Annotated in this window: 25 protein-coding genes; 18 read left to right on the top strand and 7 right to left on the bottom strand. The window is 65.2% G+C overall.

Going from position 1 to position 25,825, the window contains the following annotated elements:
* Positions 1–4: 4 nt before the first annotated feature.
* From SIL87_RS10410 to SIL87_RS10425, 4 genes are read left to right on the top strand one after another with little or no spacing between them, the layout of a single operon-like run.
* Positions 5–670: a glutathione S-transferase family protein gene (locus tag SIL87_RS10410; RefSeq protein WP_319614120.1), complete on the top strand. Its 666-nt coding sequence runs from the start codon at positions 5–7 to the stop codon at positions 668–670.
* The gene (locus SIL87_RS10415; protein WP_319614121.1) at positions 667–1,185 is read left to right on the top strand and encodes a copper chaperone PCu(A)C; all 519 of its coding nucleotides are present in this window, start codon (positions 667–669) and stop codon (positions 1,183–1,185) included. The genes SIL87_RS10410 and SIL87_RS10415 overlap by 4 nt, the downstream gene beginning before the upstream one ends.
* Positions 1,169–1,753, top strand: a complete 585-nt coding sequence (locus SIL87_RS10420; protein ID WP_405055266.1) for a uracil-DNA glycosylase family protein — start codon at positions 1,169–1,171, stop codon at positions 1,751–1,753. Before SIL87_RS10415 ends, SIL87_RS10420 begins: the two co-directional genes overlap by 17 nt.
* Position 1,754: 1 nt before the next feature.
* Positions 1,755–2,060: a 4a-hydroxytetrahydrobiopterin dehydratase gene (locus SIL87_RS10425; RefSeq protein ID WP_319614123.1), complete on the top strand. Its 306-nt coding sequence runs from the start codon at positions 1,755–1,757 to the stop codon at positions 2,058–2,060.
* A 204-nt stretch (positions 2,061–2,264) separates the two neighbouring features.
* On the opposite strand, the gene SIL87_RS10430 is transcribed toward SIL87_RS10425, so the two are convergent.
* Positions 2,265–2,897, bottom strand: coding sequence for a hypothetical protein (locus SIL87_RS10430; RefSeq protein WP_319614125.1), 633 nt, complete (start codon positions 2,895–2,897; stop codon positions 2,265–2,267).
* Positions 2,898–3,152: 255 nt separating this feature from the next.
* Between SIL87_RS10430 and SIL87_RS10435 the strand changes: the two genes are divergently transcribed.
* From SIL87_RS10435 to SIL87_RS10450, 4 genes are all read left to right on the top strand, one after another.
* Entirely contained in the window at positions 3,153–4,073 is a 921-nt protein-coding gene (locus SIL87_RS10435; RefSeq protein ID WP_319614126.1) for a GNAT family N-acetyltransferase, read from the top strand.
* Positions 4,074–4,128: 55 nt separating this feature from the next.
* Positions 4,129–5,198 (top strand): IS630 family transposase gene (locus tag SIL87_RS10440; protein ID WP_319612768.1). Its coding sequence is split into 2 segments (ribosomal slippage): positions 4,129–4,621 and positions 4,621–5,198, totalling 1,071 coding nucleotides; the frame shifts between segments, so codons are not numbered across the junction.
* Positions 5,199–5,411: 213 nt separating this feature from the next.
* Positions 5,412–6,593, top strand: a complete 1,182-nt coding sequence (locus tag SIL87_RS10445) for an IS256 family transposase (RefSeq protein ID WP_319612316.1) — start codon at positions 5,412–5,414, stop codon at positions 6,591–6,593.
* 278 nt (positions 6,594–6,871) lie between these two features.
* Complete coding sequence (locus SIL87_RS10450) at positions 6,872–7,426, top strand: GNAT family N-acetyltransferase (RefSeq protein WP_319614127.1); 555 nt, start codon at positions 6,872–6,874, stop codon at positions 7,424–7,426.
* A 233-nt stretch (positions 7,427–7,659) separates the two neighbouring features.
* On the opposite strand, the gene egtD is transcribed toward SIL87_RS10450, so the two are convergent.
* The 3 genes from egtD to SIL87_RS10465 form a co-directional block, all read right to left on the bottom strand.
* On the bottom strand, positions 7,660–8,604 hold the full coding sequence (egtD, locus tag SIL87_RS10455; RefSeq protein ID WP_319614128.1) for an L-histidine N(alpha)-methyltransferase: 945 nt from the start codon (positions 8,602–8,604) through the stop codon (positions 7,660–7,662).
* A 108-nt stretch (positions 8,605–8,712) separates the two neighbouring features.
* Positions 8,713–9,894, bottom strand: a complete 1,182-nt coding sequence (gene egtB, locus SIL87_RS10460) for an ergothioneine biosynthesis protein EgtB (RefSeq protein WP_319614129.1) — start codon at positions 9,892–9,894, stop codon at positions 8,713–8,715.
* A gap of 95 nt (positions 9,895–9,989) precedes the next feature.
* A complete protein-coding gene (locus SIL87_RS10465; RefSeq protein WP_319614130.1) occupies positions 9,990–11,003 on the bottom strand; it encodes an NAD(P)/FAD-dependent oxidoreductase in 1,014 nt (337 codons plus the stop codon).
* 187 nt (positions 11,004–11,190) lie between these two features.
* Between SIL87_RS10465 and tsaE the strand changes: the two genes are divergently transcribed.
* The 9 genes from tsaE to SIL87_RS10510 all read left to right on the top strand — a co-directional run bounded on the left by tsaE (position 11,191) and on the right by SIL87_RS10510 (position 22,900).
* Positions 11,191–11,628, top strand: coding sequence for a tRNA (adenosine(37)-N6)-threonylcarbamoyltransferase complex ATPase subunit type 1 TsaE (tsaE, locus tag SIL87_RS10470; RefSeq protein ID WP_319614131.1), 438 nt, complete (start codon positions 11,191–11,193; stop codon positions 11,626–11,628).
* Positions 11,625–14,534, top strand: coding sequence for a double-strand break repair protein AddB (gene addB, locus SIL87_RS10475; RefSeq protein WP_319614132.1), 2,910 nt, complete (start codon positions 11,625–11,627; stop codon positions 14,532–14,534). The genes tsaE and addB overlap by 4 nt, the downstream gene beginning before the upstream one ends.
* Complete coding sequence (gene addA, locus SIL87_RS10480; protein WP_319614133.1) at positions 14,531–17,977, top strand: double-strand break repair helicase AddA; 3,447 nt, start codon at positions 14,531–14,533, stop codon at positions 17,975–17,977. Before addB ends, addA begins: the two co-directional genes overlap by 4 nt.
* A gap of 54 nt (positions 17,978–18,031) precedes the next feature.
* Entirely contained in the window at positions 18,032–18,358 is a 327-nt protein-coding gene (gene trxA, locus SIL87_RS10485; protein WP_319614134.1) for a thioredoxin TrxA, read from the top strand.
* Positions 18,358–18,759 (top strand): acyl-CoA thioesterase, encoded by a 402-nt coding sequence (locus SIL87_RS10490; RefSeq protein ID WP_319614135.1) that lies wholly within the window; start codon positions 18,358–18,360, stop codon positions 18,757–18,759. Before trxA ends, SIL87_RS10490 begins: the two co-directional genes overlap by 1 nt.
* A 238-nt stretch (positions 18,760–18,997) precedes the next feature.
* Positions 18,998–20,233 (top strand): histidine--tRNA ligase, encoded by a 1,236-nt coding sequence (gene hisS / locus SIL87_RS10495; RefSeq protein WP_319614136.1) that lies wholly within the window; start codon positions 18,998–19,000, stop codon positions 20,231–20,233.
* A complete protein-coding gene (prfA, locus tag SIL87_RS10500) occupies positions 20,230–21,285 on the top strand; it encodes a peptide chain release factor 1 (RefSeq protein WP_319614137.1) in 1,056 nt (351 codons plus the stop codon). Before hisS ends, prfA begins: the two co-directional genes overlap by 4 nt.
* A complete protein-coding gene (gene prmC, locus SIL87_RS10505) occupies positions 21,278–22,138 on the top strand; it encodes a peptide chain release factor N(5)-glutamine methyltransferase (protein WP_319614138.1) in 861 nt (286 codons plus the stop codon). Before prfA ends, prmC begins: the two co-directional genes overlap by 8 nt.
* Before the next feature lie 276 nt (positions 22,139–22,414).
* Positions 22,415–22,900 carry a DUF4167 domain-containing protein gene (locus SIL87_RS10510; protein ID WP_319614139.1) on the top strand — a complete coding sequence of 162 codons (486 nt, stop codon included), beginning with the start codon at positions 22,415–22,417 and terminating at the stop codon, positions 22,898–22,900.
* A gap of 6 nt (positions 22,901–22,906) precedes the next feature.
* On the opposite strand, the gene dmeF is transcribed toward SIL87_RS10510, so the two are convergent.
* The 3 genes from dmeF to SIL87_RS10525 form a co-directional block, all read right to left on the bottom strand.
* Positions 22,907–24,208 (bottom strand): CDF family Co(II)/Ni(II) efflux transporter DmeF, encoded by a 1,302-nt coding sequence (gene dmeF, locus SIL87_RS10515; protein ID WP_319614140.1) that lies wholly within the window; start codon positions 24,206–24,208, stop codon positions 22,907–22,909.
* A gap of 7 nt (positions 24,209–24,215) precedes the next feature.
* Positions 24,216–24,494, bottom strand: a complete 279-nt coding sequence (locus tag SIL87_RS10520) for a metal/formaldehyde-sensitive transcriptional repressor (protein WP_319614141.1) — start codon at positions 24,492–24,494, stop codon at positions 24,216–24,218.
* Between the two features lie 77 nt (positions 24,495–24,571).
* Positions 24,572–25,264 (bottom strand): tyrosine-protein phosphatase, encoded by a 693-nt coding sequence (locus SIL87_RS10525; RefSeq protein ID WP_319614142.1) that lies wholly within the window; start codon positions 25,262–25,264, stop codon positions 24,572–24,574.
* Positions 25,265–25,306: 42 nt separating this feature from the next.
* On the opposite strand from SIL87_RS10525, the gene SIL87_RS10530 reads away from it, so the two are divergent.
* Positions 25,307–25,816, top strand: coding sequence for a CHAP domain-containing protein (locus SIL87_RS10530; RefSeq protein ID WP_319614143.1), 510 nt, complete (start codon positions 25,307–25,309; stop codon positions 25,814–25,816).
* Positions 25,817–25,825: the final 9 nt, after the last annotated feature.

The following is a 25,825-nucleotide window of genomic DNA, read 5'->3' on the forward strand; positions in this document are numbered from 1 at the left end:
TTCGATGAGCGAGACAAACGATGTTCTCTACCTTGGTAGCCGGCGGTATTCCTCGTGGTCGATGCGCGGGTGGCTGGCGGTGGCGATGGCCGGGATCGAGGTCGAGGAGCGGGTGATCCCGCTGAATGGTGGGGCGACGCCGGCGATCAAGGCGGTTTCACCTTCGGGTCTGGTGCCGTGCCTCGAACATCGGGGGGCTTTGATATGGGACAGTCTCGCGATCGTGGAATATGCCGCCGAGTTCAAGCCGGAGATCTGGCCGGGCGAGCGGATCGCGCGGGCACATGCGCGGGCGATCAGTGCGGAAATGCATAGCGGGTTTCGCGAGTTGCGGATCGCGATGCCGATGAATTGCTGTCGGCATGCGCCGGGAGGCAGTCGGACGCCGGGGGTGCTGGACGATATCGGGCGGATCGAGGCGATCTGGGCCGGGACGCGGTCGCGCTTCGGAGCCGGCGGGGATTTTCTGTTCGGGGCGGATTTTACCGGGGCGGATATCATGTTCGCGCCGGTGGCGTCGCGGTTTCTGACCTATGATCCGCCGTTGAGCGACGCTTCGCGTGCCTATATCGCCGCTGTGCGGGGGCATAAGCTGGTGGCGGCGTGGTACGAGGCGGCGGCGGCGGAGCCGGACTCGTGGAAACTTGAAAAATATGAGGCTGTGGAATGATTGCGACTCCCAACATTAAATCGGCCGCCCGGCTGTTGCGCGGGGCGGGTCTGGCGCTGGGGCTCGGCCTGGCCATGACCGCCACGGCGGCGGCGCAGACGAAGATGCCGGGGACCCAGGTGTCGCCGCTCGGGGTGGTGGTGGATCATGGCTGGACCACACTGACCACCGAAGCGGGGAATTCGACGGAGGGGTATTTCCGCGTCCATAATGTGGGGACCACGCCGGATACGCTGCTTTCGACGAGTTGCCCGATCGCGCATCATACCGTGCTGCTCGATGGTTCCGGCAAGAAGCTCGGCGGGATCGTGATCAAGCCGGGGGAGACGCTGACGATTGCACCGGGGGGGATGCACCTGATGCTGGAGCGGAATCGCTACCGGTTCTATGCACATGGGATGATCCCGTGCAGCGTCGATTTTCTCGATGCCGGGAAACTGATTTTATATCTGCATGTCGAGCAACCAGGGGCCAAGGCCTACGAGCAGGTGCGCCGTCCTGTCATCAAGGATTGAGGTCCTCGCGGCGGAGGCGCGCGGCTGCACGGTGTGCGCACCGGTGCTGCCGCTCGGACCCCGGCCGATCCTGCGGGTTTCCGACACTGCGCGGCTTTTGATTATCAGTCAGGCGCCGGGGACGCTGGTTCATGCCAGCGGCACGCCCTGGACCGACGCCTCGGGCGATCGGTTGCGGGGGTGGCTCGGGTTGGAGCCGGCGCGATTTTACGATGTCAGCCGGGTTGCGATTCTGCCGATGGGGCTGTGTTATCCGGGCCGTTTGCCGCGCGGCGGGGATTGCCCGCCCCGGCCCGAATGTGCGCCGCTCTGGCAGGCGCGGCTGCGGGCGGCGATGCCCGCGATCCGGTTGACGTTGCTGGTGGGAAGCTACGCGCAGGCGTATCATCTGGGTCCGGGGCGGCTGGAGGACCGGGTGAGGAATTTCGAGCGGTTTCTGCCGGATTACTTCCCCCTGCCCCACCCCTCGTGGCGGACGCTGGGATGGGCGGCGCGGCGGCCCTGGTTCGAGGCGGAAACATTGCCGGCGCTGCGGGAGACGATTGCAACATTGCTGGAGGATCACTGACATGGCGAAAATCGAGAAACTGACCGATTCCGAACGCGCGGCACTGGTGGATCTGCTGCCGGCCTGGAGCTTTGCCCGGACGAATGCCGGACAGAACGACGCGATCGAGCGGAAATTCGTGTTCAAGGATTTTTCGGAAGCGTTCGCGTTCATGGCCCGCGTGGCATTGCTGGCGGAAAAGCACGATCATCATCCTGAATGGACGAATGTCTATAACCGGGTGGCGATCACACTCTCGACGCATGATGCCGGAGGATTGTCGGTGCGGGATATCCAGTTGGCTGAGGCGATTGATATGATTGCTTGAAGAAGGAGGAAGAAGAAGGCTTCTTTTTTGTAAAAAAAAAGCAAAAAACTTCTTTTCGCTGGGGCACGGGCGCTGAAACCGGCACGGGCCCAGATTAACAAAGTTTTTTTGCTTCTTTTTGTTCACAAAAAGAAGGCTTGCTTTGCCTTGTACCCTTATTTGTTGCGATAACGTAACATTATAGACGTGCGAAGTTGCCTTCGGTCAGGAGTGAATTTTTCGGTATTTTCGTCGGGGCGGCCAGAAGCGGTTGCCGGGGCCGAAATGGACGCCGTGGTAGTTGGCGTCGGGGACGCGGATGTCGGCGGGGTCGAGGGGGATCGGCCAGATGATGCGTTTGGGTTTCGGGTTGGGGTTGGGTTTGCGCTGGCGTCGCTCCCGGGGTGGCGGGCGGAGGTGGTCGGGGAGGTTGACCCCGAACATGCGGCAGATCGGGCGGAGGATGCGACCGAGGCTTGGCTTGGCGGCGAGCAGGGCGATCAGGTCTGGCGAATTGACGAACGCGATCAGGTCATAATGGGCCTGTGCGGCAACGACGCCGGTGGTCGGGGTGGTCGGCAGCAGATGGAGCAGCCAGCCGAATTGGGTGGAGAACGGCGAGGGTTTGCGCGGGCGGGAGGGTTTCGGCGGCGCGGTCTCCGCGTTGTCAGGTGCGGGTTCGCGGATCGGGCGGGGTGGCGCTGCGGGTTTTCCGGCGGATCGGGCGAAGCGGATCACCACGCGGTTGAAATAACCCAGCAACAGCGTGACCATCGGCATCGCGGCCCGGTGGTGCTGGGCCAGCCGAACCGCCTCGCGATGGAAACCCGCAAAGATGGCTTTGAGGGTTTCGGTCAAGGCTTCATGAGGGCGGGGGGCTTCGGTCACATGGGACTATAAGCATAATGGGTGGGGGGTGAGAAAGCGGCAGCGAGACAGGGAAGGCAAGGTAAGGCCAAGGAAGGGCTACTTTTTTGAAAAAAAGTAGCAAAAAACTTTCCTGTTTGCGCGTAAACCTCCGCCGGTTTCAGCAGTTTGTATGATATTGGCTGCGCATGGATGACAGCGTGCGTTTGGCATGAATATTTGTACAATCATACGATCGGGGGTTGTGTGTCAGATTTCAACAATATCGAGCAGAACCAGCAATCGCTTTTCGAAATCAGCCCCATCCGAGACCAAAATATCGATCTATGGTTCCAAGTTGGCCCAAAACCAATAAATCACAGAGCTGCGATAGATCGTGTGACGGCTGACATTTCCTCGGACTCCCCGCATAAAACTTTTCGCTTGGTCGTTCACAAAGGACACGAAACATACGCCAGAATCGCAGCCAAAGTTGATACCGGCAAACGGTTGGAAATCTGGCCTCCTTTCTTCAATCCGAAATTATCTGCAATTTGCAAAGAAGATATATCTAATTTAATTTTAGAATATTTTAAAAGAATACTATCAGAAAATACAGTTAAGTACAATCAAGCAAGATTCCTTAAACTCCATCCTGATGCAAAACAATGGCAAGACGCGCTTCTGCGTGATGGTTTTTATTTCGTTGCAGAGGCCGCTATCCTGAATTATGTGAAATCAGGAATTTACAACTGCGCCGCACATCCCTACGCCATAAGTCGTGGGAATATTTTCACCGAAGCTTGTTTGCTGGATCTCTACATCGCGTGCCAAGCCGACACGATGGATCGAGCCGATAGAGATCCCAACGTGGAATTGCAAGCAGATTTCTTTGACTTTCTTGACCCTGCGGAAGCCAGTGCTGATCGTTCAACCTGGCTTGTTGCCACTACAAATATCGGTCCCGTCGGTTTGCTGATCCCGCAGATCGACCATCCGGCTAGATCAGGATGGATCGCGTATATCGGTGTGATCAAACCCTGTAGAGGCCAGCGCGTCGGCACAGCTTTGATCGGTCACTTTCTTAGCGGTCACGATGCGGTAGAGGTTATCAGGGTTATGGTCGATGTGCACAACCACAACTCCATCCAGTTATACCAACCTGAGGTTCCGTTGACTCGAATGTGAGTTGGTGCGGCTCGGGCGGGTATGATTCGCTGGACTTCCCTGGAGGAGGTTTGCGATGACGGTAGCGATAACGCGTTTGGACTTGTCGCCTATGGCGCTGCGCGAGCGGGCGGCTCGCGCGACGGATTCGAAGATTTCGAGGCGGCTGCTGGCGATTGCTCTTGTTCTCGAAGGCTGGTCTCGGCGCGATGCGGCCGAGGCCTGTGCCATGGACCGGCAGACGCTGCGCGACTGGGTGCACCGTTACAATGGATTGGGACCTGAAGGACTGGGCGATGCGCCGCGCCGCAACGGCCCGCCACCCCAATTGTCGGCTTCGCAGCAGGCGCAGATCGCGGCATGGGTCAGGCAGGGCCCGGACCCGGAGCGTGACGGCGTGGTACGGTGGCGCTGTGTCGACCTGCAGCGACGGATCGAGACCGAGTTTGCGGTTACCCTGCACGAGACGTCGATCAGCCGACTGTTGCGGCGGCTCAAGTTCACGCGAGTCCAGCCGCGTCCGTATCATCCGAAGAAGGACGCTGCGGCACAGGACATTTTTAAAAAGACTTCGCTGGCCTGGTAGCGGCGGCGATCCCGGCCACGGCGGCGCGTAAGCCGATCGAGGTGTGGTTCGCCGATGAAGCCCGTGTCGGTCAGAAGGGAACCCTGACCTATGTCTGGGCAGAGCGGGGTTCCCGACCACTGGCTGTGCGCGACAACCGCCATGACTCCGCCTATCTGTTTGGTGCCGTCTGCCCAGAACGCTGTATTGGTGCCGCCATCATCATGCCGGCGGTCAATAGCGAGGCGATGGCCGAACATCTTCGGGAAATCAGCACGCAGGTCGCGCCTGGCGCGCACGCCGTGCTGGTGCTCGATGGCGCCGGCTGGCATCAAGCCGGCGAACGGTTGCCGGTGCCCGACAACATCAGCCTGCTATCGCTGCCGCCCTATTCGCCAGAGCTCAACCCCGTCGAAAACATCTGGCAATTTCTGCGCGGCAACTTCCTGAGCCATCAGGTCTGGAACAGCTACGACGAAATCCTTGCCGCCTGCCGAAACGCCTGGAACAAGTTCATGCAGATGCCAGAACAAATCGCTTCGATCACCCAACGAGACTGGATCAAAGCGGTCATTGGATAGGCAGGTTGGTATTACACAAATCCAACGGCTTTGAAGATTCTCTCGAAAGATTTTTCACGTACCGCAAACCGATTGGCAAAGCGGGTGGTGTAACCTGACGTCTGGAAATTCATTTTGGGTTGGGAGTTGGTGCCCTTGCCGGGGCATGCCCCGGCAAGGGCTGTTCATTCTGGTATTCCATGCAGTTGTTCACACCAACATGGAGACCGATGAATGGACGCCAAAAAGGATACGATTATCGAGGCACTTTTGGAACATCTGATCGAAAACGGCGCAGGCGATATCGCCACGGTATTTGCCAGGACCTTCGAACTCGCCATGCAGATCGAGCGCGAACGCTTCCTCCACGCCAGTCACTACGAGCGCAACCCCGATCGTCAGGGTTACGCCAATGGCTACAAGCCCAAGCGGATCGATACCCCGGCCGGGTCGATCACCGTCGATGTCCCCAAAACCGCCGGTCACGTGGGCGAACCCTTCTACCCACAGTCCCTCGAACGCGGCCGACGCTCGGTCCGCGCCGTCATGGTCGCCGTCGCCGAAATGTACATCAAAGGCGTCTCCACCCGCGACGTCGAGGCCGTCATGCGCGAATTCGGCATCGAAAGCCTCTCCTCCGCTCAGGTCAGCCGCGCCAGCAAGCTGCTCGATGACGAACTCGCCGCCTGGCGCACCCGACCCCTCGCCGAGATCCGCTACCTCATCCTCGACGCCAGATATGAAAAAATGCGCGATAATGGCGTCGTCCGCGATGCCGCCGTGCTCTCGGCCATCGGCATCGGACCCGATGAACGCCGCCGTGTCCTCGGCGTCTCGGTCGCCCTTTCCGAGGCCGAAGTCCATTGGCGTGCCTTCCTCGAAAGCCTCCATCAGCGTGGCCTGCGAGGCGTCGAATTCATCGTCTCCGATGACCATGCCGGATTGCACGCCGCACGCCGCGCCGTCTTCGGCGCCGCACACTGGCAACGATGCCAGTTCCACCTCGCCCAAAACGCCATCCACCACGCCCCCAACCACGCCATCCGCAAACGCATCGGCGCAGAACTCCGGACCGTCTGGAACGCAAATTCCCTCGCCGCTGCCCAGATCGCTCTCACAACCCTCGTCAATGCCTATCGCGACACCGCACCAAAGCTCGCCGATTGGCTCGAACGAAATATCCCCGAAGGCCTCACCGTCTTCACACTGCCAGAACCCCACCAGCGCCGGCTTCGCACTTCCAACCCCATGGAACGCGGCATCCAGCAGGAACTCAAACGCCGCACCACCAAAATCAGGGTCTTCCCCAACGAAGCCTCCCTCGAACGCCTCGTCAGCGCCGTCCTCGTCGAAATCGATGAAAAATGGGCCGCCGACACCAAGGGCTACATCAAGTGGGACTACCAGGATGCCTGACCCCCGCTCGCCCTATTTTCCAGACATCAGGTTGCTCAATCGCAAAGCGTCCATTGACGTCACGGATTTTGCGCATGGCTGCGGATGATGTCGCGCAGCTAGAGATAGGCCTCGCCCATGATCAGAAACCGGCGTTGGCGGCTTCCGATATTCAAGAACGGTCATGCCGCTTTTCAAGCCCATCTATTTGACGGCGCTCCTGATGGTGTTCGGTATGAAACTTGAACACGTCTCCATATATCGAACACTCAACACCCTGTTCACGAAAGCGACCCGTGATGAGGCTGCCCGCTGACTTTCAGGCCACGATCATCCGCACAGCCCGACTTCGCCTGCGCCCCTGGCTCGATCGCGACCGGGAAGCCTTTGCCGCGATGCATGCGGACCCGGACGTCATGGTCGATGAGGCAAAACTTCTCAGCCGGGAGGAAAGCGATCGAAAGCTCGATCGCTACAGCGCCTGCTTCGAACAATACGGGTTTTGCCGCTGGTGCGTCGAGACTTTGGACGGGCAATTCATCGGCTATACCGGCATCATGCGGGCATCCGATCGCCATCCGCTCGGTCCGCACGACGATATCGGATGGCGTCTGACGCGCGCCGCCTGGGGCTTCGGCTATGCGACCGAAGCCGCAAAGGCCTCGCTCGACGATGCATTCCTGCGGGTGGGTTTGACGGAAGTGCTGGCCTACACCGCCCCGGACAACATCCGATCCCAGGGGGTCATGGCTCGGCTGGGCCTCCAACGCGATCCAGCCCGCGACTTTGTCGCGGCATACGATGGCACCAACAAGTGGCAGGGCCTCGTCTGGGTCAGCCGCCACGCCGCGTAACCGGTCAACGACATCGGACCGCAGGGGCGGAAAAGCGAAGCATAATCACCTGTTAACCTCAGCCAATTCCTGCAAGCGATAAGATAAATTTTGTTAGCTGGGCTACGGGCGTTGTCACACGCACGGGCCCGGAGTCAGAGAGTTTTTTGCTTCTTTTTTGCAAAAAAGAAGTACTTCCTTCCCTTTCCCTTTCCCTTTTTCTTTCCCTTTCCCCTGCCCTGGCGCGCGGGAAGTCAGGTCAGCAGGTGGACCGAGAAGAGGTTGTCGGGGTCGGTCCAGGTGGTGGTGCTGTGCCAGCCGGCTTTTTGGGCGAGGGTTTGGAAGGCGGGGATGCTGAATTTGTGGCTGTTTTCGGTGTGGATGGTTTCGCCGGCTTTGAAGCGGATGGGGCGACCGGCGAGGTGGATGGTTTGGGCGATGCGGCTTTGCAGGTGCATTTCGATGCGTTTCGCCTGATCGTTCCAGATGGCGCGGTGGGTGAAGAGGGCTGTGTCGAAATCGGCGTCGGCTTCGCGGTTGAGGCGTTGGAGGATGTTGAGGTTGAAGGCGGCGGTGGTGCCCTGGGCGTCGTCGTAGGCGGGGATGAGGATGTCGGGGGATTTTTCGAGATCGACGCCGATGAGGAGTGAGGCCCCCTGCCCCAGGGTTTCGCGGACCATGGCGAGGAAGCGGATGGCTTGATCGTGGTCGAGGTTGCCAATGGTCGAGCCGGGGAAGAAGCCGAGTTTGGGCATGGCGCGGATGGATTTGGGCAGGCGGACCGGGGCGAGGAAATCGGCGGCGATGGGGTGGACGGTGATGGCGCGGTGGGTCCAGCGCATGCGGCGGGTGAGTGCGTTCAGGGCGTCGTGGGCGATGTCGATGGGGATGTAGGCGTCGGCGTCGAGGTGGTCGAGCAGGATGGCGGCTTTGGATTCGTCGCTGGCGCCGTATTCGATGAGGGCGCAGCCGGGCTCGATGCAGGCAGCGATGTCGGCGGCGCGGGCGCGCAGGATGCCGGTTTCGGCGCGGGTGGGGTAGTATTCGGGCAGTGCGGTGATGGCGCCGAACAGGGCGCAGCCGGTTTCATCGTAGAAGAGTTTGGGCGGCAGGGTTTTGCGCAAGGCGGTGAGGCCGCGCAGGGCTTCGGCGGCGACGTCGCTGCTGGTGGAAACGCTTTGGATGAAACCTTCGGGCATGGGCGGCGATCCTCGATCAGCGGTTGGGTTTTAGGCGGGGAGATCAGCGGTGCTGATCAGCAGTCGTGTTCAACAATCCTGATCAGCAGTTCTGATCAACAATCCTGATCAACAGTCTTGGGCGAGACGCAGGCCGGAGAATTGCCAGCGGCGGTCGGGGTGGAAGAAATTGCGGTAGGTGGGGCGGGCGTGGCCGGGCGGGGTGGCGAGCGAGGAGCCGCGCAGGACCATCTGGTTGATCATGAATTTGCCGTTGTATTCGCCGATCGCGCCGGGGACCGGGCGGAAGCCGGGATAGGGCGAATAGGCGCTGGCGGTCCATTGCCAGACCTGACCGGTCATGTCGTGCAGGCGGGGATCGCCGTGGGCGGATTCCCATTCGGCTTCGGTGGGCAGGCGGGCCCAGGCCCAGCGGGCGTAGGCATCGGCCTCGTACCAGGAGATGTGGGCGACCGGGGCTTCGGGGTCGAGGGTGCGGAGGCCTTCGGGGCCGAATTCGAACCAGACGCCGTCGCGTTTGCGCCAGTGGAACGGGGCGCACCAGGCGTTGATGCGGGCGGCGTCCCACCCTTCGGACATCCAGAGGGTACTGGTGCGGTAGCCGCCATCGGTCATGAAATCGAGCCAGTCGCGGTTGCGAACGAGGCGGTCCGCGAGGCGGTAAGGGGCAAGATAGGTGGGGTGGTGCGGGGTTTCGTTATCGAAATGGAAGCCGCCGCCCTGATGGCCGATTTCGGTGAGGCCGGGTTCGAAGGTGATGAAGCGGGCTTCGCCCTGTGTGGCTGCGGGGCGGGTGAAATGGGGGATGGCGGCGGGGAGGAGTTTGTTGCGGGAGAAAGCGTGGGTGATGTCGGTGATCAGGAGTTCCTGATGCTGTTGTTCGTGCTGGAGGCCGAGTTCGATCAGGTGGTCGAGATTGGGGCGGTGTTGGGCGATGAGCTGGGTCATCGCGGCATCGACATGGGCGCGGTAGGCGGTGACGTGATCGCAGGAGGGGCGGGTGATCAGGCCGCGTTCGGGGCGGGACTGACGATCGCCGACGGTTTCGTAATAGGAATTGAACAGGAACTGGAAATCGGGGTCGAACAGCATGTAGCCGGGCGAATAGGGCACCAGAATGAATTGCTCGAAGAACCAGGTGGTGTGGGCGCGGTGCCATTTGACCGGGCTGGCGTCGTCCATCGACTGGATGCATTGATCTTCGGGCGAAAGTGCCGAAGCGAGATGCTCGGTGTGGGCGCGAACGGTGGTGAACCGTGTGGTTCCGACCGTGATGTTGAATCCGTCCATGATTGTTTCCCCCGTCTGATAGGCGAGATGGGGAGCGCAATGTCTGGTGGCGAGATGTTTGGCTGTTTTTTAATCTTTTCGCAGGGGGATGGGGATCAGGCGGGGACGCCCTTGGAGGTGGAGTATTCGAAATGCAGGGCGGTGCCGGGATTGACGATCGGGTGGATGGCGTGGGCGGCCATGGCGGCTTCGGCGAAGCCTTGCAGGATGAGTTTGAGTTTGCCGGGGTAGGTTGCGACATCGCCGATCGCGAAGATGCCGCGTGTGCTAGTTTCGCAGGTGGAGGGGGTGACGGTGATGTGGTGCTGGGCGAGGTCGAGCCCCCAGGTGGCGATGGGGCCGAGGTCCATCGCGAGGCCGAAGAAGGGGAGTAGGATGTCGGCTTCGAGGTGGCGGGTTTTGCCGTCGAGATCGGCGACTTCGACGGTGTGGAGCTGGCCGGATGCGCCGTGCAGGGCGTGGAGCTGGTAGGGGATGACGAGGTCGATTTCGCCGCGTTCGGCGGCCTGGGCGAGTTGGTCGGCCATTTCGGGGGCGGCGCGGAATTTCGGGCGGCGGTGGACGATGGCGATGCTGGCGGCGATGTCCTTGAGGGCGATGGCCCAGTCGACCGCGGAATCGCCGCCGCCGGCGATGACGATGCGTTTGTTGCGGAAGGCCTCGCGTTTTTTGACGTAGTATTGGACCGCGCCGGTGGCCTCGTAGGCGGCGATGCCGTCGAGCGGGGGGCGGTTGGGGCCGAAGGCGCCGGCACCGGCGGCGATGATGATGGTTTTGGCGGCGATGGTGTCGTTCTGATCGGTGGTGATGGTGAAGGCGCCGGCGGTGCCGGTGATGGCGGTGACGATGCGGCCGAGCAGGCGCGGCGGCGCGAAGGGTTCGATCTGGCGTTCGAGGTTTTCGATCAGGGTGGCGGCTTCGATCGCGGGGTGGGCGGGGATGTCGTAGATCGGTTTTTCCGGGTAGAGGGCGGCGCATTGGCCGCCGACTTCGGCCAGCGCGTCGATCAGCACCGTGGTGAGTTTGAGCATGCCGCATTCGAAGGCGGCGAAGAGGCCGACCGGGCCGGCGCCGATGATGGCCACATCGGCCATGAGGGGATTTGACATACGATATCCGTAGCCGATCTGGACAGAAAGAAAAGCGCCCCGTGGGGCAGGTGCCGCTGAACCCGCACGAACCCCAAGGAGCAGAAGTTTTTTGCTTCTTTTTTTCCAAAAAAGAAGTGCTCGCTTCCCCTTCCCTTTTCCGATCCCGTCCTTGCATCGCCGCCCGCCCCCGGCGCAGGATCGGGGCATGGCGATTCGCGAGATGGTTCTGGAGTCCGAGGCTGAGACGGTTGCGCTGGCGCGGGGTTTGGCGGCGCGGGCGGTGGCGGGGGATGCGTTTTTGTTGAGCGGGCCGCTAGGGGCGGGGAAATCGACGCTGGCGCGGGCGTTCATTCGGGCGCGGGCGAGGGATGCGGCGCTGGAGGTGCCGAGCCCGAGTTTCACGCTGGTGCAGGTGTATGAGTTGGAGCCGCCGGTGGCGCATTTCGATTTGTGGCGGCTGGCGGGGGAGGCCGATGTGGAGGAGCTGGGGTTCGAGGCGGCGCTGGCGGGGATTGTGCTGGTGGAGTGGCCGGAGCGGCTGGGGGGGTTGATTCCGGCGGAGGCGGTGCGGATCGGGCTTGAGTGGGCGGAGGGCGAGCGGCGGGTGGTGCGGATCGAGGGTCCGGCGCGGGTGGTTTCGTGACGCCTGCTGTGACGTTCGTGCCGATGGAGGCGCCGTTTCTGGAGACGCTGGCGCGGGCGTGGATTGGCGCGGCGCGGGAGGCCGGGCGGGATGTGGCGGAGGGGGTGCTGATTTTGCCGACCCGGCGGGCGGCGCGGGCGGCGGCTTCGGCGTTTCTAGCGGCGAATGGCGGGCCGCTGATCATGCCGCGGATTGCCGCGATCGGGGCGGCGGATGAGGCGGCGCTGGGGATTGCGGCGGGGCTGGAATTGCCGCCCGCGATACCGGCGGAGGAGCGGCGGGCGATTCTGGCGCGGTTGATCCTGGGGATGGGCGGGCGGGATGGCGCGCCGACGCGGCTGGCCGAGGCGCTGACGCTGGCGGATGATCTGGCCGTGCTGATCGATGCGGCGGCGCAGGCGGAGATCGATCTGCATGAGACCTTGCCGGGGATCGTGGCTCCGGAACTGGCGGTGCATTGGCAGCGGACGCTGGATTTTCTGACGATCGTGACGCGGATGTGGCCGGGGATTCTGGCGGATCGGCGGGCGGTGGACCCGGCGCGGCGGTTGCGGCTGCTGATCGATGCGCAGGCGGGGTTCTGGGCGGCGGAACCGCCGGATGGGCCGGTGTGGCTCGCGGGGTTGGCGGTGGCGACGCCGGCGGTGGCGCGGCTGGCGCGGGTGGTGGCGGGGCTGCCGGAGGGGATGGTGGTGCTGGCCGGGTTCGATCCCGGGTTGGGCGAGGCGGACTGGGACGGGTTGGGCACGATGCCGACGCATCCCCAGGCCGGGTTGTATCGGCTGTTGACGGCGATGGGGGTGGCGCGCGCGGAGGTGCGGGGGTTGGCGGCGGCGGGGGATGACGGGCGGGTGGCGTTGTTGCGGCGGGCGTTTCTGCCGCCGGATGCGGCCCGGCCGGCGGTTTCGGTGGCGGCGGTTTCGGTGGCGGGGGTGATGCGGCTGGAATCGGCGGATGAGCAGGATGAGGCGCGGGCGATCGCGCTGGCGTTGCGCGATGCGCTGGAGGAGCCGGGGCGGGATGCGGCGCTGGTGACGCCGGATCGGGGGTTGGCGCAGCGGGTTTCGGCGGAATTGCTGCGGCTCGGGATCAGGGCCGAGGATAGCGCGGGGGAGTTGCTGGCGGAGACGCCGCCTGCCGTGCTGCTGCGGCTGCTCGCGGCGGCGCAGGATCAGGATTATGCGGCGGTGGGGTTGCTGGGGTTGTTGAAGCATCCGCTGGTGTTTGCCGGGCGGAGCCGGGATGAGTGCCGGCGGCTGGCGCGGCAGCTGGATTTATGTTTGCGCGAGGTTGCGCCGGGGGCGGGGTTCGCGGCGCTGCTGTTTGCGACGGATCAAGAGATATGTCGTGAGAGATATCCTGAAATCAATGGGTTTGTGCAGTCGGTTCAGGGATTGCTTGGGCCGTTGATCGGGGCGTGTGCGGCGATTGTGATGGAGCCTGCGGCGGTGATCGGGGCGTTGATCGAGGCGGCGGAGGCGATCACGCGGGGGGCGGATGGGCGCTCGGTGTTGTGGGACGAGGAGGCCGGGGCGGCGCTTTCGGAGCATCTGGCGGTGCAGATGGCGGCGCTGGAGGGGTTGCCGCCGGTCGATCCACGGGAGTTGGTGGCGTTGCTCGATGCGGTGCTGGGGAGTGCGCGGTTGCGCCGGCCGCGGGCGCGGGACGCTAATCCACGGATTGCGATCTGGGGGATCATGGAGGCGCGGTTGCAGCGGGTGGATACGCTGGTGCTGGGCGGGATGGTCGGGGGGGTGTTTCCGGCAGAGCCCGATCCGGGGCCGTGGCTGTCGCGGCCGATGCGGCTGGCAGCGCAATTGCCAGACGATGCCACGCTGATCGGCGAGGCGGCGCATGATGTGACGAGCTTGATGGCGAGTTGCGGGACGGTGGTGCTGTCGGCTCCGAAGCGGCGGGGACGGGCGCCGGCGGTGCCGTCGCGGTTTCTGGCGCGGCTGGATCTGGTGTTGCTGGGGGCGGGGCTGGCGCTGCCGCTGCATCCGGCGGGGAGTTGGGCGGGGCAGCTCGATCAGCCGGGGACGCGGGTGGTGCGGGAGAAGCCCGCACCGCGACCGCCGGTGGCGGCGAGGCCGGTTGTTTACTCGATTTCGGAGATTACCACGCTGCTGGCCGATCCCTATGCGATCCATGCGCGGCGGATCATGCGGTTGCGCCCGGTCGATCCGCTGGAGGCGGAGACCGATGCGGCGCTGTTCGGGACCATCGTGCATGACGGGTTGGCCGCGGTTTCGGTGCGGGCGGATTGGGCGCTGGCGGGGGATGCGGCGGGGCGGTTGCAGGCGGCGTTCGAGTACGAGTTGGGCAGGCGGCGGATGCGGCGGGCGCTGGCGGCGTTCTGGCGGGTGCGGCTGGCGCGGATTGCGGCGTGGATCGTGGCGATCGAGCGGGGGCGGATCGGCGAGATGGGGGTGGCCGATGCGATCGCGGTGGAATTGTCGGGGGTGTGGGAGGTCGATGGGTTTACCGTGAAGGGGCGGGTCGATCGGATCGAGCGGCGGGGGGATGGGGTCGGGATCATCGATTTCAAGACAGGGACGCCGCCGAAGGATGACGCGGTGGAGGACGGGAGCGCGCCGCAATTGCCGCTGGAGGCGGTGATCGCGGAGGCGGGCGGGTTTGCCGGGTTCGATGGGCGGGTGGAGGAACTCGCGTATTGGAAGCTTTCGGGCGGGGCGACCGAGGGCGAGACGCGGGCGCTGCTGAAGGGGGATGCCATGCGGGTGCGGGCGGTGATCGAGACCGCGCGGACGGCGGTTCCGGCGTTGCTCGCGCATTATGCCGATCCGGCGACGCCGTTTTTCAGCCGGCCGAGCCCGGCGCGGACGACGTATGACGATCCGTTCGCCGGGGTGTCACGCCGGGCGGAATGGGAGGATAGCGCGTGAGCGGGGCGGTGCTGGTGGCGGAGGCGGCGCAGATTGCGGCGTCGAACCCGGCGGTTTCGGCGTTCGTCGGGGCATCGGCGGGGTCGGGCAAGACCAAGCTGCTGACCGACCGGCTGTTGCGGCTGATGCTGGCGGGGGCGCCGCCGTCGCGGATTTTGTGCCTGACATTCACGCGGGCGGCGGCGGCGGAAATGGCGATCCGGTTGCGCGACCGGCTCGGGCGGTGGGCGATTGCATCTGATTCGGCGCTGGATGCGGAGTTGCGGGCGCTGGATGCGGTGCCGGATGGGGCGATGCGGGCGCGGGCGCGGGGGTTGTTCGGGGTGGTGCTGGATCTGCCGGGGGGGATGCGGATCGATACGATCCATGCGTTCTGCCAGTCGCTGTTGCGGCGGTTTCCGCTGGAGGCGGGGATTTCGCCGCATTTTCGGGTGGCGGATGAGGCCGAGGCGGCGGTGCGGCGGCGGACGGCGCGCGAGGAGGTGCTGGGCGGACGGGTGGATGAGCCGTTCGAGGCGCTGGAGTTGCTGGCGGGCGAGGTGTCCGAAGTGCAGTTCGGCGCGCTGATGGATCGGCTGCTGGGGGATGGCCAGGCGCATCTGGCGCGGCTGCTGGATCGGCATGGCGGGGCGGGTGCGATCATGGCGCTGCAACGGGCGGCGCTGGGGGCACCGGATGCCAGCATCGCGCAGTTATGGGACGAGGCGGTGCGGCCCGATGAGGCGGCGTTGCTTGCGTGCCTTCGGCGGATTTCGGAGGAGAGTTCGCCTGCGGCGCGCAACAAGGCGGTGCTGCTGCTGGACTGGCTCGGGTGCGACGCTGGCGATCGGCTGGCGGGGTGGGATTCGTGGGTTGGCGGATTTCTGACCGGGACGGGCGAGCCGCGCAAGGCATCGGGGCTGATCAGCAAGGCGCTGGCGGCGGCGGCACCGGAATTGGCGGATGTGCTGGCGGCGGAGCAGGCGCGGATCCTGCGGTGCCTCGACCGGTTTGCGGCGCGGGAGGTTGCCGCGCTGTCGGCGGCGATGGCGGAGGTGCTGGTGCCGATTTACGCGGTGGCGGCGCAGGGCAAGGAGCGGGAGTCGCGGTTCGATTATGGCGATCTGATCGCGCGGGCGGCGCGGCTGCTGTTCGATCCGGGGGCGGCGTGGGTGTTGTACAAGCTGGATGGCGGGATCGATCATATTCTGCTCGACGAGGTGCAGGATATCGCGCCGGCGCAGTGGGGGGTGATCGATGCGATCGCGGCGGAGTTTTTCGCGGGGATGGGGGCGCGGACGGATCGGCAGCGGACGGTGTTTGCGGTGGGGGACCGGAAACAGTCGATCTATTCGTTCCAGGGGGCAGATCTTGCGAGTTTCGATGCGTGGCGCGGCGGGATCGGGGCGCGGGTGCGCGATGCCGGGGCGCGGTGGCACGAGGGGACGCTGGCGACCTCGTTTCGCACGACCGCGCCAGTGCTGGCGCTGGTGGACCGGGTGTTCGAGGGCGTGGCGCGCGCGGGCGTGGTGCTGCCGGGCGAGGCGCTGGTGCATGGGGTGAGCCGGGCGGGACAGGCGGGGTCGGTCGCGCTGTGGCCGCTCGCGGAGCCCGATCCGGACATCGCACCGGCACCCTGGGCGGCGGCGGAGGGATATGCGCGGCAGGATTCGGCGCGGCGGCGGCTGGCGGAGCAGTTGGCGGGGTGGATTGCGTCGCAGATCGGGGTGTTTCGGCTGGAATCGCGCGGGCGGGCGCTGGCGGCGGGGGATATTCTGATTCTGGTGCGCAGCCGCAACGAGTTCGGGCCCGCGCTGACGCGGGCGCTGAAGGATGCCGGGGTGCCGGTGGCGGGGCTGGACCGGATGGTGCTGACCGAGACGCGGGCGGTGGCGGATCTGGTCGCGCTGGCGCAGGCGGTGCTGCTGCCGGAGGATGATGTCGCGGTGGCGACGGTGCTGGCGAGCCCGCTCGGCGGGTTGAGCGATGACGAGTTGATGGACCTCGCGATCGGGCGGACGGGGACGCTGCGCGATGCGTTGTTCAGTCGGGCCGGGGAGAGCGAGGCGTATCGGGCGGCGCGGGATTTTTTCGCGGCGGTGCAGGCGCGGGCGGATTTCGTTTCACCTTACCGGTTGTTCGCCGAGGTGCTCGGGCCGTTGGGCGGGCGGGCAAGGTTGCTGGCGCGGCTCGGGCCGGAGGCGGCGGAGCCGATCGATGAATTGCTGGCGACGGCGCTGGACTACGGACAGCGCGAGGCACCGGGCTTGCAGGGGTTTATTGCCTCGCTCGAAGCCTCGGGGGCGGAGATCAAGCGCGAGGCGGAAGCGGCGGGCGACCGGGTGCGGCTGATGACGGTGCATGGCGCGAAGGGATTGCAGGCGCCGCTGGTGATATTGCCGGATACCACCGGGCTGCCGGTGCAGCGCGAGACGCTGCATTGGCTCGCTGCGCCGCAGGATGAGGTTATGGTGCCGGTGTTCTGTCCGCGCGCGGATATCCGGTGCGAGGCGGTGAGGGATGCGGTGGCGGCGGCGAAGCAGGCGATGATCGAGGAGTATAACCGGCTGCTGTATGTCGCGCTGACCCGGGCGGAGGATCATTTGATCGTGTGCGGTGCGGCGCCGAGGAAGGCGTTGCCGGAATTGTGCTGGTACGAGGCGGTGCGGGTCGCGTTCGGGGGGTTGGAGGCGGTGGAAGGCGAGCCGGGTCTGGTGATCGCGTGCGGTCAGACCGCGCCGCCCGATCGGGTCGGGCGGCAGGTGCAGGCGGTGATGGCCCCCCTGCCCGGCTGGATCGGGCCGGAACAGGGATGGGTGGCGGCGCCGCCGCCGGAGCCGGCCGAGCGGATCGACCGGCTGGTGCCGAGCCGGAGTGCGGAGGGCGAGGCGCGCGGGCTGGCGGCGGCCTCGCCCCGTTCCGGCTCGCGCGCGGCGGCGCGGGCGGCGGCGATGGCGCGGGGGCGGTTGATCCATGCGTTGTTGCAGCATCTGCCGGATGTGACGCCGTCAGCACGGCGGGACCGCGCGGCGGCCTATGTGGCGCAGGAGGCGCATGGGCTGGATACGGGGGCGCAGGACCAGGTGGTGACGGCGGTGATGCGGGTGCTGGAGCATGACGGGCTGGCACCGCTGTTCGGGCCGGGCAGCCGGGCGGAGGCTCCGATTGCCGGGGTGGTGCATGGGGTCGAGATCGGCGGGTTGATCGACCGGCTGGTGGTGCTGCCGGATGAGATCGTGATCGCGGATTACAAGACCGATCGGCAGCCGCCGCTGGAGGCGGGCGCGATTCCCCTGCCCTATCTGGTGCAGCTTGCCGCCTATGCGGCGGTGCTCGGCGCGATCTATCCGGGCCGGCCGGTGCGGGCGTTGCTGGTGTGGACCGCGACCGGTGCGGTGATGGCGGTGCCGGACGCATTACTCGCGCGTCATGCGCCGAAACCGCATCTGCCATCGTCCGCTTGATCCGGGGGGCGATCCACGCCATTGTTTCAGGAACGAGAAAGAGGAGTTAGAATCATGAGCGCTGTGACCAAACCAGTGACCGACGCCGAGTTTTCCGTTTCGGTTCTGGATGCAAAAGGGCCCGTTCTGGTGGATTTCTGGGCCGAGTGGTGTGGGCCGTGCCGCGTGATCGCGCCCGCGCTGGAGGAACTCGGCGGTGAATATGCCGGGAAGCTCTCGATCGCGAAGGTGAATATCGATGAGAACCCGATGACGCCGACCAAATTCGGCGTGCGGGGGATTCCGACCCTGATTTTGTTCAAGGACGGCAAGGCCGCGGCGACCCATGTGGGTGCTGCACCGAAAAGCGTTCTGAAGGCGTTCATCGATAAAAATCTTTGATGCCGTCTGACGATCCGGAGGCACCGCCGCCGACCCATCCGATGATCCGCGCCATCGCCATGCCCTCCGACGCCAATGCCAATGGCGATATTTTCGGCGGCTGGCTGATGGCGCAGATGGATCTGGGCGGGAGCAATCTGGCCGGGCGGATCGCCCATGGCCGGATCGCGACCGTGGCGGTGGATGCGATGAGCTTCATTCGCCCGGTGAAGATCGGCGATGAGGTGAGTGTCTATGCCGATCTGGTTTCGGTGGGGCGGAGCTCGATCAAGGTGAATGTCGAGGCATGGCGGCGGGCGCGCGATTCGGCGAGCGAGCGGCGGGTGACCAAGGCGGTGTTCACCTTCGTGGCGATCGACAGCGAGGGGCGGCCACGGCCGATTGCGGCGGGGTCGGTTTAAAGGCGAGGCCAGCAAAAAAAGGCTACTTTTTTGAAAAAAAGTAGCAAAAAACTTTTGTGAGTTGGGGCACGGGCGGCTCAAAGGGCACGGGCTAAGATTAATAAGAGTTTTTTGCTTCTTTTTTGCAAAAAAGAAGCCTTCTTTTCCCCCTTCCTCCCCGCATCGCGCCCCTCCCCTCGCAACGCGCTATGTTTTGCGGCTAAGGACGGGTGTTTTTTCATTTTGGGGATGATTTGTCGTGACCAAGCTGCAACCTGTGCGCGGAACCCAGGATCTGATCGGCGAGGAGGCGCGGCGGCATGGGCATGTCGTGGCGACGGCGCGACGTGTGGCGGGGCTTTACGGGTGTACCGAGTGGTCGACGCCGATTTTCGAGGCGACCTCGGTGTTTTCGCGCAATCTGGGCGAGACGTCGGATGTGGTGACCAAGGAGATGTACACGTTCGAGGATCGCGGCGGGGATAGTATCACGTTGCGGCCCGAGGGGACGGCGGGGGTGTGCCGGGCGCTGGTGTCGAACGGGCTGACCCAGACCTTGCCGCAGAAGATTTTCTATACCGGGCCGATGTTTCGCTATGAGCGGCCCCAGAAGGGGCGGTATCGGCAGTTTCACCAGATCGGGCTTGAGATTATCGGCGCGGCGGAGCCTTTGGCGGATGCCGAGGCGATTGCGTGCGGATGGCAGATTTTGCGGGAACTCGGGATTACCGAGAGTGTGACGCTGAATATCAATACGCTGGGCGACCGGGAGAGCCGGGATGGGTATCGGGCGGCGCTGGTGGAGTATCTGTCGCGCTACGAGGGGGAGCTGTCGGCGGAGAGCAAGGTGCGGCTGGTGAAAAATCCGTTGCGGATTCTGGATACCAAGGATGCGGGGGATATCAGGCTGCTGGAGAAGGCGCCGGTGATCTATCAGCATTTGAATGCGGCGTCGGCGGCGTTTTATGACGGGTTGAAGGCGGCGTTGCAGCAGATGGGGATCAGGTTCGTCGAGAATCCGCGGATCGTGCGGGGGTTCGATTATTACAATCATACCGCGTTCGAATTCGTCAGTACCGGGCTCGGGGCGCAGGGGACGGTGCTGGGGGGTGGGCGGTATGACCAGCTGGTCGAGCAGATGGGCGGGCCGCCGACGCCGGGGATCGGGTGGGGTGCCGGGATCGAGCGGCTGGCGATGCTGTTGGCGGAACCCCCTGCCCTGCCCCGTCCGGTCGCGGTGATTCCGATGAGCGAGGCGGAGACGGAAGAGGCGATCGCGGTGGCGGTATGGTTGCGGAACCAGGGGATAGCGACGGATATCGGGTATCGCGGCAATTTCAAGCGCCGTCTGGAACGAAGCAATAAGATCAATGCGATGTATGCCGTTATTATCGGTCAGGATGAGGTTGCGCGCGGGGTGGTGACGCTGAAATCGCTCGATGACGGGACCCAGCGCGAGGTGGCGGTCGGGGATCTGGCCGCTGCGGTTTCATGAATCTGGCGGACAAGCTGGATCGGATCGTCGATCGGGCGACCGAGTTGCGGGCGATGCTGTCATCCGGGCTGGATGGGGAGCGGTTCGTCGCGGCGTCGCGCGAGTTGGCGGAGATCGAGACGATCGAGGCGCAGGTGGTGGCGTTTCGCGAGGCGCAGCGGGCGCGCGAGGAGGCGGAAGCGGCGCGGGCGGACCCGGAGTTGCGCGAGCTGGCGGATGCCGAGATCGAGGGGTTGCGCGAGCTTTTGCCGAGGCTGGAGCGGGAGATCACGCTCTCGCTGTTGCCGCGCGACGAGGCGGATGCGCGCTCCGGCATATTGGAGATCCGTCCGGCGGCGGGGGGTGACGAGGCGGGGCTGTTCGCGGCGCAGCTGTTCGGGGCTTACCGGCGATATGCCGATGCGAAGGGCTGGCGGTTCGAGGTGATGGATTATGCCGAGACCGAATTGGGCGGGTTGAAGGAGGGGATTGCCGAGATCACCGGGCGGTCGGTGTTCGCGCGGCTGAAATACGAGAGCGGGGTGCACCGGGTGCAGCGGGTGCCGACCACCGAGACGCAGGGGCGTATCCATACCTCGACGGTGACGGTGGCGGTGCTGCCGGAGGCCGAGGAGGTCGATGTCACGGTGAATGAGAGCGATTTGAGGATCGATGTGTACCGGGCCTCGGGCGCGGGCGGGCAGCATGTGAACAAGACCGAATCGGCGGTGCGGATTACCCACGTGCCGACCGGGATCGTGGTGGCGATGCAGGAGGAGCGGAGCCAGCACAAGAACCGGGCCAAGGCGATGAAGATTTTGCGGGCGCGGCTTTATGAGCAGTCGCGGGCGAGCCTCGCGGCGGACCGGGCGGCGGATCGCAAGTCCCAGGTGGGGACGGGCGATCGGTCCGAGCGGATCAGGACCTATAATTTTCCGCAGGGGCGGGTGACGGATCATCGGATCAATCTGACGCTGCACAAGATCGACCGGGTGATGCTCGGCGAGTTCGACGAGATCATCGATGCGCTGACCGAGGAGGATCAGGCGGCGCGGCTGGCGGCGCTTGAGTGAGCCTGGGCGGGTGATCCCGGCGGGCGAGGCGATCGCGGCGATTGCGGCGGTGCTGGCGGCGGCGGGGATCGAGGAGGCGCGGCGCGAGGCGCGACTGATTCTGGCGTTTGCGCTGGGGATCGAGCCGGGGGCGTTGTTCGGGCGGGAGATGGTGCCGCTGGATGACGCGATGGCGCTGGCGCGGCGGCGGGCGGCGCGGGAGCCGCTTGCGTATATATTCGGGCGGCGGGAGTTCTGGAGTCTCGATTTCGAGGTATCGCCCGCGACGCTGATTCCGAGGCCGGATAGCGAGACCTTGATCGAGGCGGCGGTGCGCGAGGTCGGGAATCGGGCGGTTGTGCGCGCGGTGCTGGATTTGGGGACCGGGACCGGGGCGTTGCTGCTGGCGGCGCTGGCGGAGTTTCCCGGCGCGTTCGGGGTCGGGCTCGATGTGGTGGGCGCGGCGGCGGCGCTGGCGCGGCGCAATGCGGTGCGGCTGGGGTTCGGGGCGCGATGCGGGTTCGTGGTGGGGGATTGGGCGGCGGCGCTGGGCGGGCGGTTCGATCTGGTGCTGGCCAATCCGCCTTATGTGCCGCGCGGGGAGATGGCGGGGTTGATGCCGGAGGTGGCGCGGTATGAGCCGCAATCGGCGCTGGATGGCGGGGTGGACGGGTTCGATGCGTATCGGGTGATCATTGCGGCATTGCCGCGGCTTTTGCGGGCGGGCGGGATTGCGGTGATCGAGGCCGGGGCGGGACAGGCGGCGGGGATGATGGGCCTGGCGGCGGCTGCGGGGATGACGGCGCGCGGGCATGAGGATCTGGCCGGGGTGGTGCGGGCGGTGGTGATGCGGATGCGCGCGGATCAGGGTTGAAAAAAGAATTTGGTGAATCGGGAGAATCGGATTATTGACCTCGTGCATTCCTCGATACCCGGGTGGGTTTGATCCGGGTTGGTGGTCATACAGCGCGGCGAGACCGGTTTTGGTTTCAGATTGGGTGCTGTGGTGAAATATCGCCGGATCGAGTGTGTATGAACGATCACGCCATGATCAGTCGATGTATCGCCGGGTTTGCGGATCAGTTGATCCGGTAGGCTCATGTAGGCCCGCCATGGTGGGGCCGCACTGCAACAGGATGACAGAATTTCGATGAATATCAAACGGATGCGCGGACGCAACAATCGTCATGGCGGTGGTGGTGGCGGCGGTGGCGGTGGCGGCGGGGGTAATTTCCGCAGTTTCCAGAGCGGCACGCCGCTCAACCGCAACCATGTGTTCGACAGTTCGGGGCCGGAGCAGCGGGTGCGCGGGACGGCGCAGCAGCTTTATGACAAGTATCAGCAGATGGGCCGCGATGCGTCGAGCAGCGGCGACCGGGTGCTGGCCGAGGCGTATTATCAGTATGCCGAGCATTATTTCCGGATCATCAGCGCGATGAACCAGGCCCAGGGCAATCACCAGGGCGGGTATCAGGGGCAGCAGCCTCAAGGTGGCCAGAATGGCGGCCAGAACGGAGGTGGTTCGTCGCGGCGCGATGAGGGTGGGGATGAGGGGGATGCGGCGAACGGGCTGGGAGATCAGCCGAGCATCGATGCGCGGGAGATCCCGATCAACGTGGCACCGCCGGAAGGCTGAGACGCGTTACGACCGGACCTCGATCGTGACGTGCGAGAGGTCGGGGATCGCGGCGAGCAGGGTGCGGTAATGGTCCGGCGAGGCGCCGGATGATGCGGGCCTGCGGGGGTCGAGCGCGATGATCGCGCCGAGATGGCCGGGGCCGAGGCGCCAGACGTGCAGGTCGGTGATGCGGGCGCCGGTGCGTTCCAGGGTGGATGTGATCCGGCGGGGGATGTCTGCGTTCGGGGTCATGTCGAGCAGGATGGCGCCGGCGGCGCGGCTCAGCCCGTAGGCCCAGTTGGCGATGACGGCGGCGCCGAGCAGGCCCATGACCGGGTCCATCCAGAGCCAGCCGAACAATTTGGCCGCGAGCAGGCCGACGATCACCAGAATGGAGACGGCGGCGTCCGCGAGGACGTGGACGTAGGCGGCGCGCATGTTGTTGTCGCGATGGATCGCTGCGTCGTGGGCGGCTTCGGCGAATTCGGTTTCGTGGCGTTCCGGGCCGGAGGGCGTGGTCAGATGGAGGATGGCGCGGAATTCGTGGGGTTCGGGGATCGGCTCGGCTGATTCGAGGCCGGTTTCGTGCGGGATCATGGCGAAGGACTGGCTGGCGCCGTTGGGGCGGATGGTTTCGATCACGGCGGCGGCGTGGGGTGCCGTGAGGCGGAAGCGGGGCGGGACGCCGTCTTCGAAGATGGTGAGGGCGAGCGGGCCGATGCCGGTTTCGAGGATATGGGGGGCGTCGTCATGGGCGTGGCCGTGATGGGCGTGGTCGTGATGGTCATGCCCATGACCGTGGCTGTGCCCGTGATCGTGGCCGTGCCCGTGCGCGTGGTCATGGCCGCCGCTGAGCAGGAGGGCGCTGGCGGCGTTGACGATCAGGCCGAGGATGGCGATCGGGATGGCGGCGGCGAAATCGATATGTTCGGGGCGGAAGAAGCGGCTGATCGAATCGATTGCGATCAGGATGGCGAAGAAGGCGAGGACGATGGCGCTGGTGAAGGCCGCGAGGTCGCCGAATTTGCCGGTGCCGAGGGCGAAGCGGGCATCGCCGGCGTAGCGGCGGGCGTAGCGATAGGCGAGTGCGGCGAGCAGCATGGCACCGGCATGGGTGCTCATGTGGATACCATCGGCGACCAGGGCGATCGAGCCGAAGATGCGGCCACCGACGATTTCGACCACCATCATGACCGTGCAGAGGGCGACGACGAACCAGGTGCGGCGCTCGTTGCGGGCACTGGTGTGGCCGAGGAATACGTGGGAGTGGCCGGCGGGCGGATCGAACGGGATTTCGGCGTCGGCTGCGGTGATCGGCTGGGTCATGGCGGGTTCATTTCAAATAGGTGCGGAGGACCTCGATGAGTTCCTCGGCGCCGCGGGCGCGTTCGGGGTCGGGGTCGGTTGCGGGATCGACGACGTGGTGGCGGATGTGGTCTTCCATGACTTCGGTCATGAGGCCGTTCACCGCGCCGCGCACCGAGGCGATCAGCATGAGCACGTCGGCGCAGCCGGTTTCGGCATCGAGGGCGCGGGTCAGGGCTTCGATCTGGCCCTGAATGCGGCGGATGCGGGCGAGGAGCGGTTTTTTTTCGCGGATCAGGTGGGCCATGATGTCTCGGGATTTTAGTATAGGGGGGTAGGGTATCCGTCAAGGCGCATCGGGGGGGGGGGGCGGCGCGACCGCGATTATTCGCGGGCGAGGAGATGGTCGTTGAGGAAGCGGGCGATGCGGCGGGGGATGCCGGCGGTGCTGGTGGCGTCGTAGGCGGTGCGCAGGGCGGTTTGGTCGTAATCCTCCGCGACCCAGGCGAGGAAGGGTTTGCGCCCCTCCCCTTCGCGTTCGTAGAGATCGAGGAAGGCATCGAGGATGCCGGTGTTGGAATGGCGGATGTGGCCGAAGCGCCAGGTGAGCTGGGTGCGGGCCGCGGCGACGGTGCCGCCTTCGGTGAGGATGAACAGGGCGGCGGCGATGCCCGCGCGGTCGGCACCGGATTTGCAGTGGATCAGGGCCGGGCGCTGCATGGTGCGGTAGATTTCGGCGAGGCGGAGGATGCGGTCGCGCTGGGGGGCGCCACGGGAGTCGAGCGCCATGTCGTGGAAATCGAGGTGGAAGCGGTTTGCGGCGTCGCGCGAGAGGGCGTCCGACCCGTTGCGGCACTGGCCGCGCAGGTTGATCAGGGTGCGCAACCCGGCTTCGCGGGTGAATTGCGCGAGGCGGAACGGGACCGGGTGGTTGGAGCGGTAGAGCGCGCCGGGTTTCACCGCGGCGAAATTGGTCCAGCCGAGGCGGAGGATGGCGTGGTCGATGAACAGCGCGTCGATCCAGGCGTTGCGGCGGCCTGATCGGGTGGAGATGTCGCCACGATAGATCGTATCCATAATGTTTACCTAGCAGAGAGATCGTTCTGATAAAATCGCGCCATGCGAGTCGGGTGGTTGGCGCTGGGTGCGGCGGGGCTGGTGGCGGGGTGCGCGGGGGGTGCGCCGCGCACCGGGATGAATGCGTATGGGGCGCGGACCGATTTGTCGTGCGTGCCGTATGCGCGGACGACTTCCGGGATCGATCTGTCGGGCAATGCCTGGCGGTGGTGGGATGAGGCGGCGGGGCGGTATGTGCGGAGCCGGGTGCCTGAGGTGGGGGCGGTGCTGGTGCTGCGGCGGCATGGCGACATGGATGAGGGGCATCTGGCGGTGGTGACCCGGATCCTGGGGCCGCGCGAGATTGCGGTGACCCAGGCGAACTGGGTGGCGCACCGCATCGAGCATGGGCAGCCGGTGGTGGATGTTTCCCCGGCGAATAACTGGACGCTGGTGCGGGTGTGGTGGCCGCCGGTGCGGGCGCTGGGGATTACCGATTATCCGGCGGACGGGTTCATTCTGCCCGAGCCGGCGGCGGCCGGAGCGGTGGCCAGCGCGGGGGGTTCGGGGTAGTGACGCCGG

Source organism: Acidiphilium acidophilum (genome assembly GCF_033842475.1).
Classification (GTDB): domain Bacteria; phylum Pseudomonadota; class Alphaproteobacteria; order Acetobacterales; family Acetobacteraceae; genus Acidiphilium; species Acidiphilium acidophilum.

Bases quoted from the DNA above. Each gene is read 5' to 3' on its own strand.
- SIL87_RS10410 (WP_319614120.1), top strand. From the start codon at position 5: ATGAGCGAGACAAACGATGTTCTCTACCTTGGTAGCCGGCGGTATTCC.
- SIL87_RS10415 (WP_319614121.1), top strand. From the start codon at position 667: ATGATTGCGACTCCCAACATTAAATCGGCCGCCCGGCTGTTGCGCGGG.
- SIL87_RS10425 (WP_319614123.1), top strand. From the start codon at position 1,755: ATGGCGAAAATCGAGAAACTGACCGATTCCGAACGCGCGGCACTGGTG.
- SIL87_RS10445 (WP_319612316.1), top strand. From the start codon at position 5,412: ATGGACGCCAAAAAGGATACGATTATCGAGGCACTTTTGGAACATCTG.
- SIL87_RS10450 (WP_319614127.1), top strand. From the start codon at position 6,872: ATGAGGCTGCCCGCTGACTTTCAGGCCACGATCATCCGCACAGCCCGA.
- egtD (WP_319614128.1), bottom strand. From the start codon at position 8,604: ATGCCCGAAGGTTTCATCCAAAGCGTTTCCACCAGCAGCGACGTCGCC.
- egtB (WP_319614129.1), bottom strand. From the start codon at position 9,894: ATGGACGGATTCAACATCACGGTCGGAACCACACGGTTCACCACCGTT.
- SIL87_RS10465 (WP_319614130.1), bottom strand. From the start codon at position 11,003: ATGTCAAATCCCCTCATGGCCGATGTGGCCATCATCGGCGCCGGCCCG.
- tsaE (WP_319614131.1), top strand. From the start codon at position 11,191: ATGGCGATTCGCGAGATGGTTCTGGAGTCCGAGGCTGAGACGGTTGCG.
- trxA (WP_319614134.1), top strand. From the start codon at position 18,032: ATGAGCGCTGTGACCAAACCAGTGACCGACGCCGAGTTTTCCGTTTCG.
- SIL87_RS10490 (WP_319614135.1), top strand. From the start codon at position 18,358: ATGCCGTCTGACGATCCGGAGGCACCGCCGCCGACCCATCCGATGATC.
- prfA (WP_319614137.1), top strand. From the start codon at position 20,230: ATGAATCTGGCGGACAAGCTGGATCGGATCGTCGATCGGGCGACCGAG.
- SIL87_RS10510 (WP_319614139.1), top strand. From the start codon at position 22,415: ATGAATATCAAACGGATGCGCGGACGCAACAATCGTCATGGCGGTGGT.
- dmeF (WP_319614140.1), bottom strand. From the start codon at position 24,208: ATGACCCAGCCGATCACCGCAGCCGACGCCGAAATCCCGTTCGATCCG.
- SIL87_RS10520 (WP_319614141.1), bottom strand. From the start codon at position 24,494: ATGGCCCACCTGATCCGCGAAAAAAAACCGCTCCTCGCCCGCATCCGC.
- SIL87_RS10525 (WP_319614142.1), bottom strand. From the start codon at position 25,264: ATGGATACGATCTATCGTGGCGACATCTCCACCCGATCAGGCCGCCGC.
- SIL87_RS10530 (WP_319614143.1), top strand. From the start codon at position 25,307: ATGCGAGTCGGGTGGTTGGCGCTGGGTGCGGCGGGGCTGGTGGCGGGG.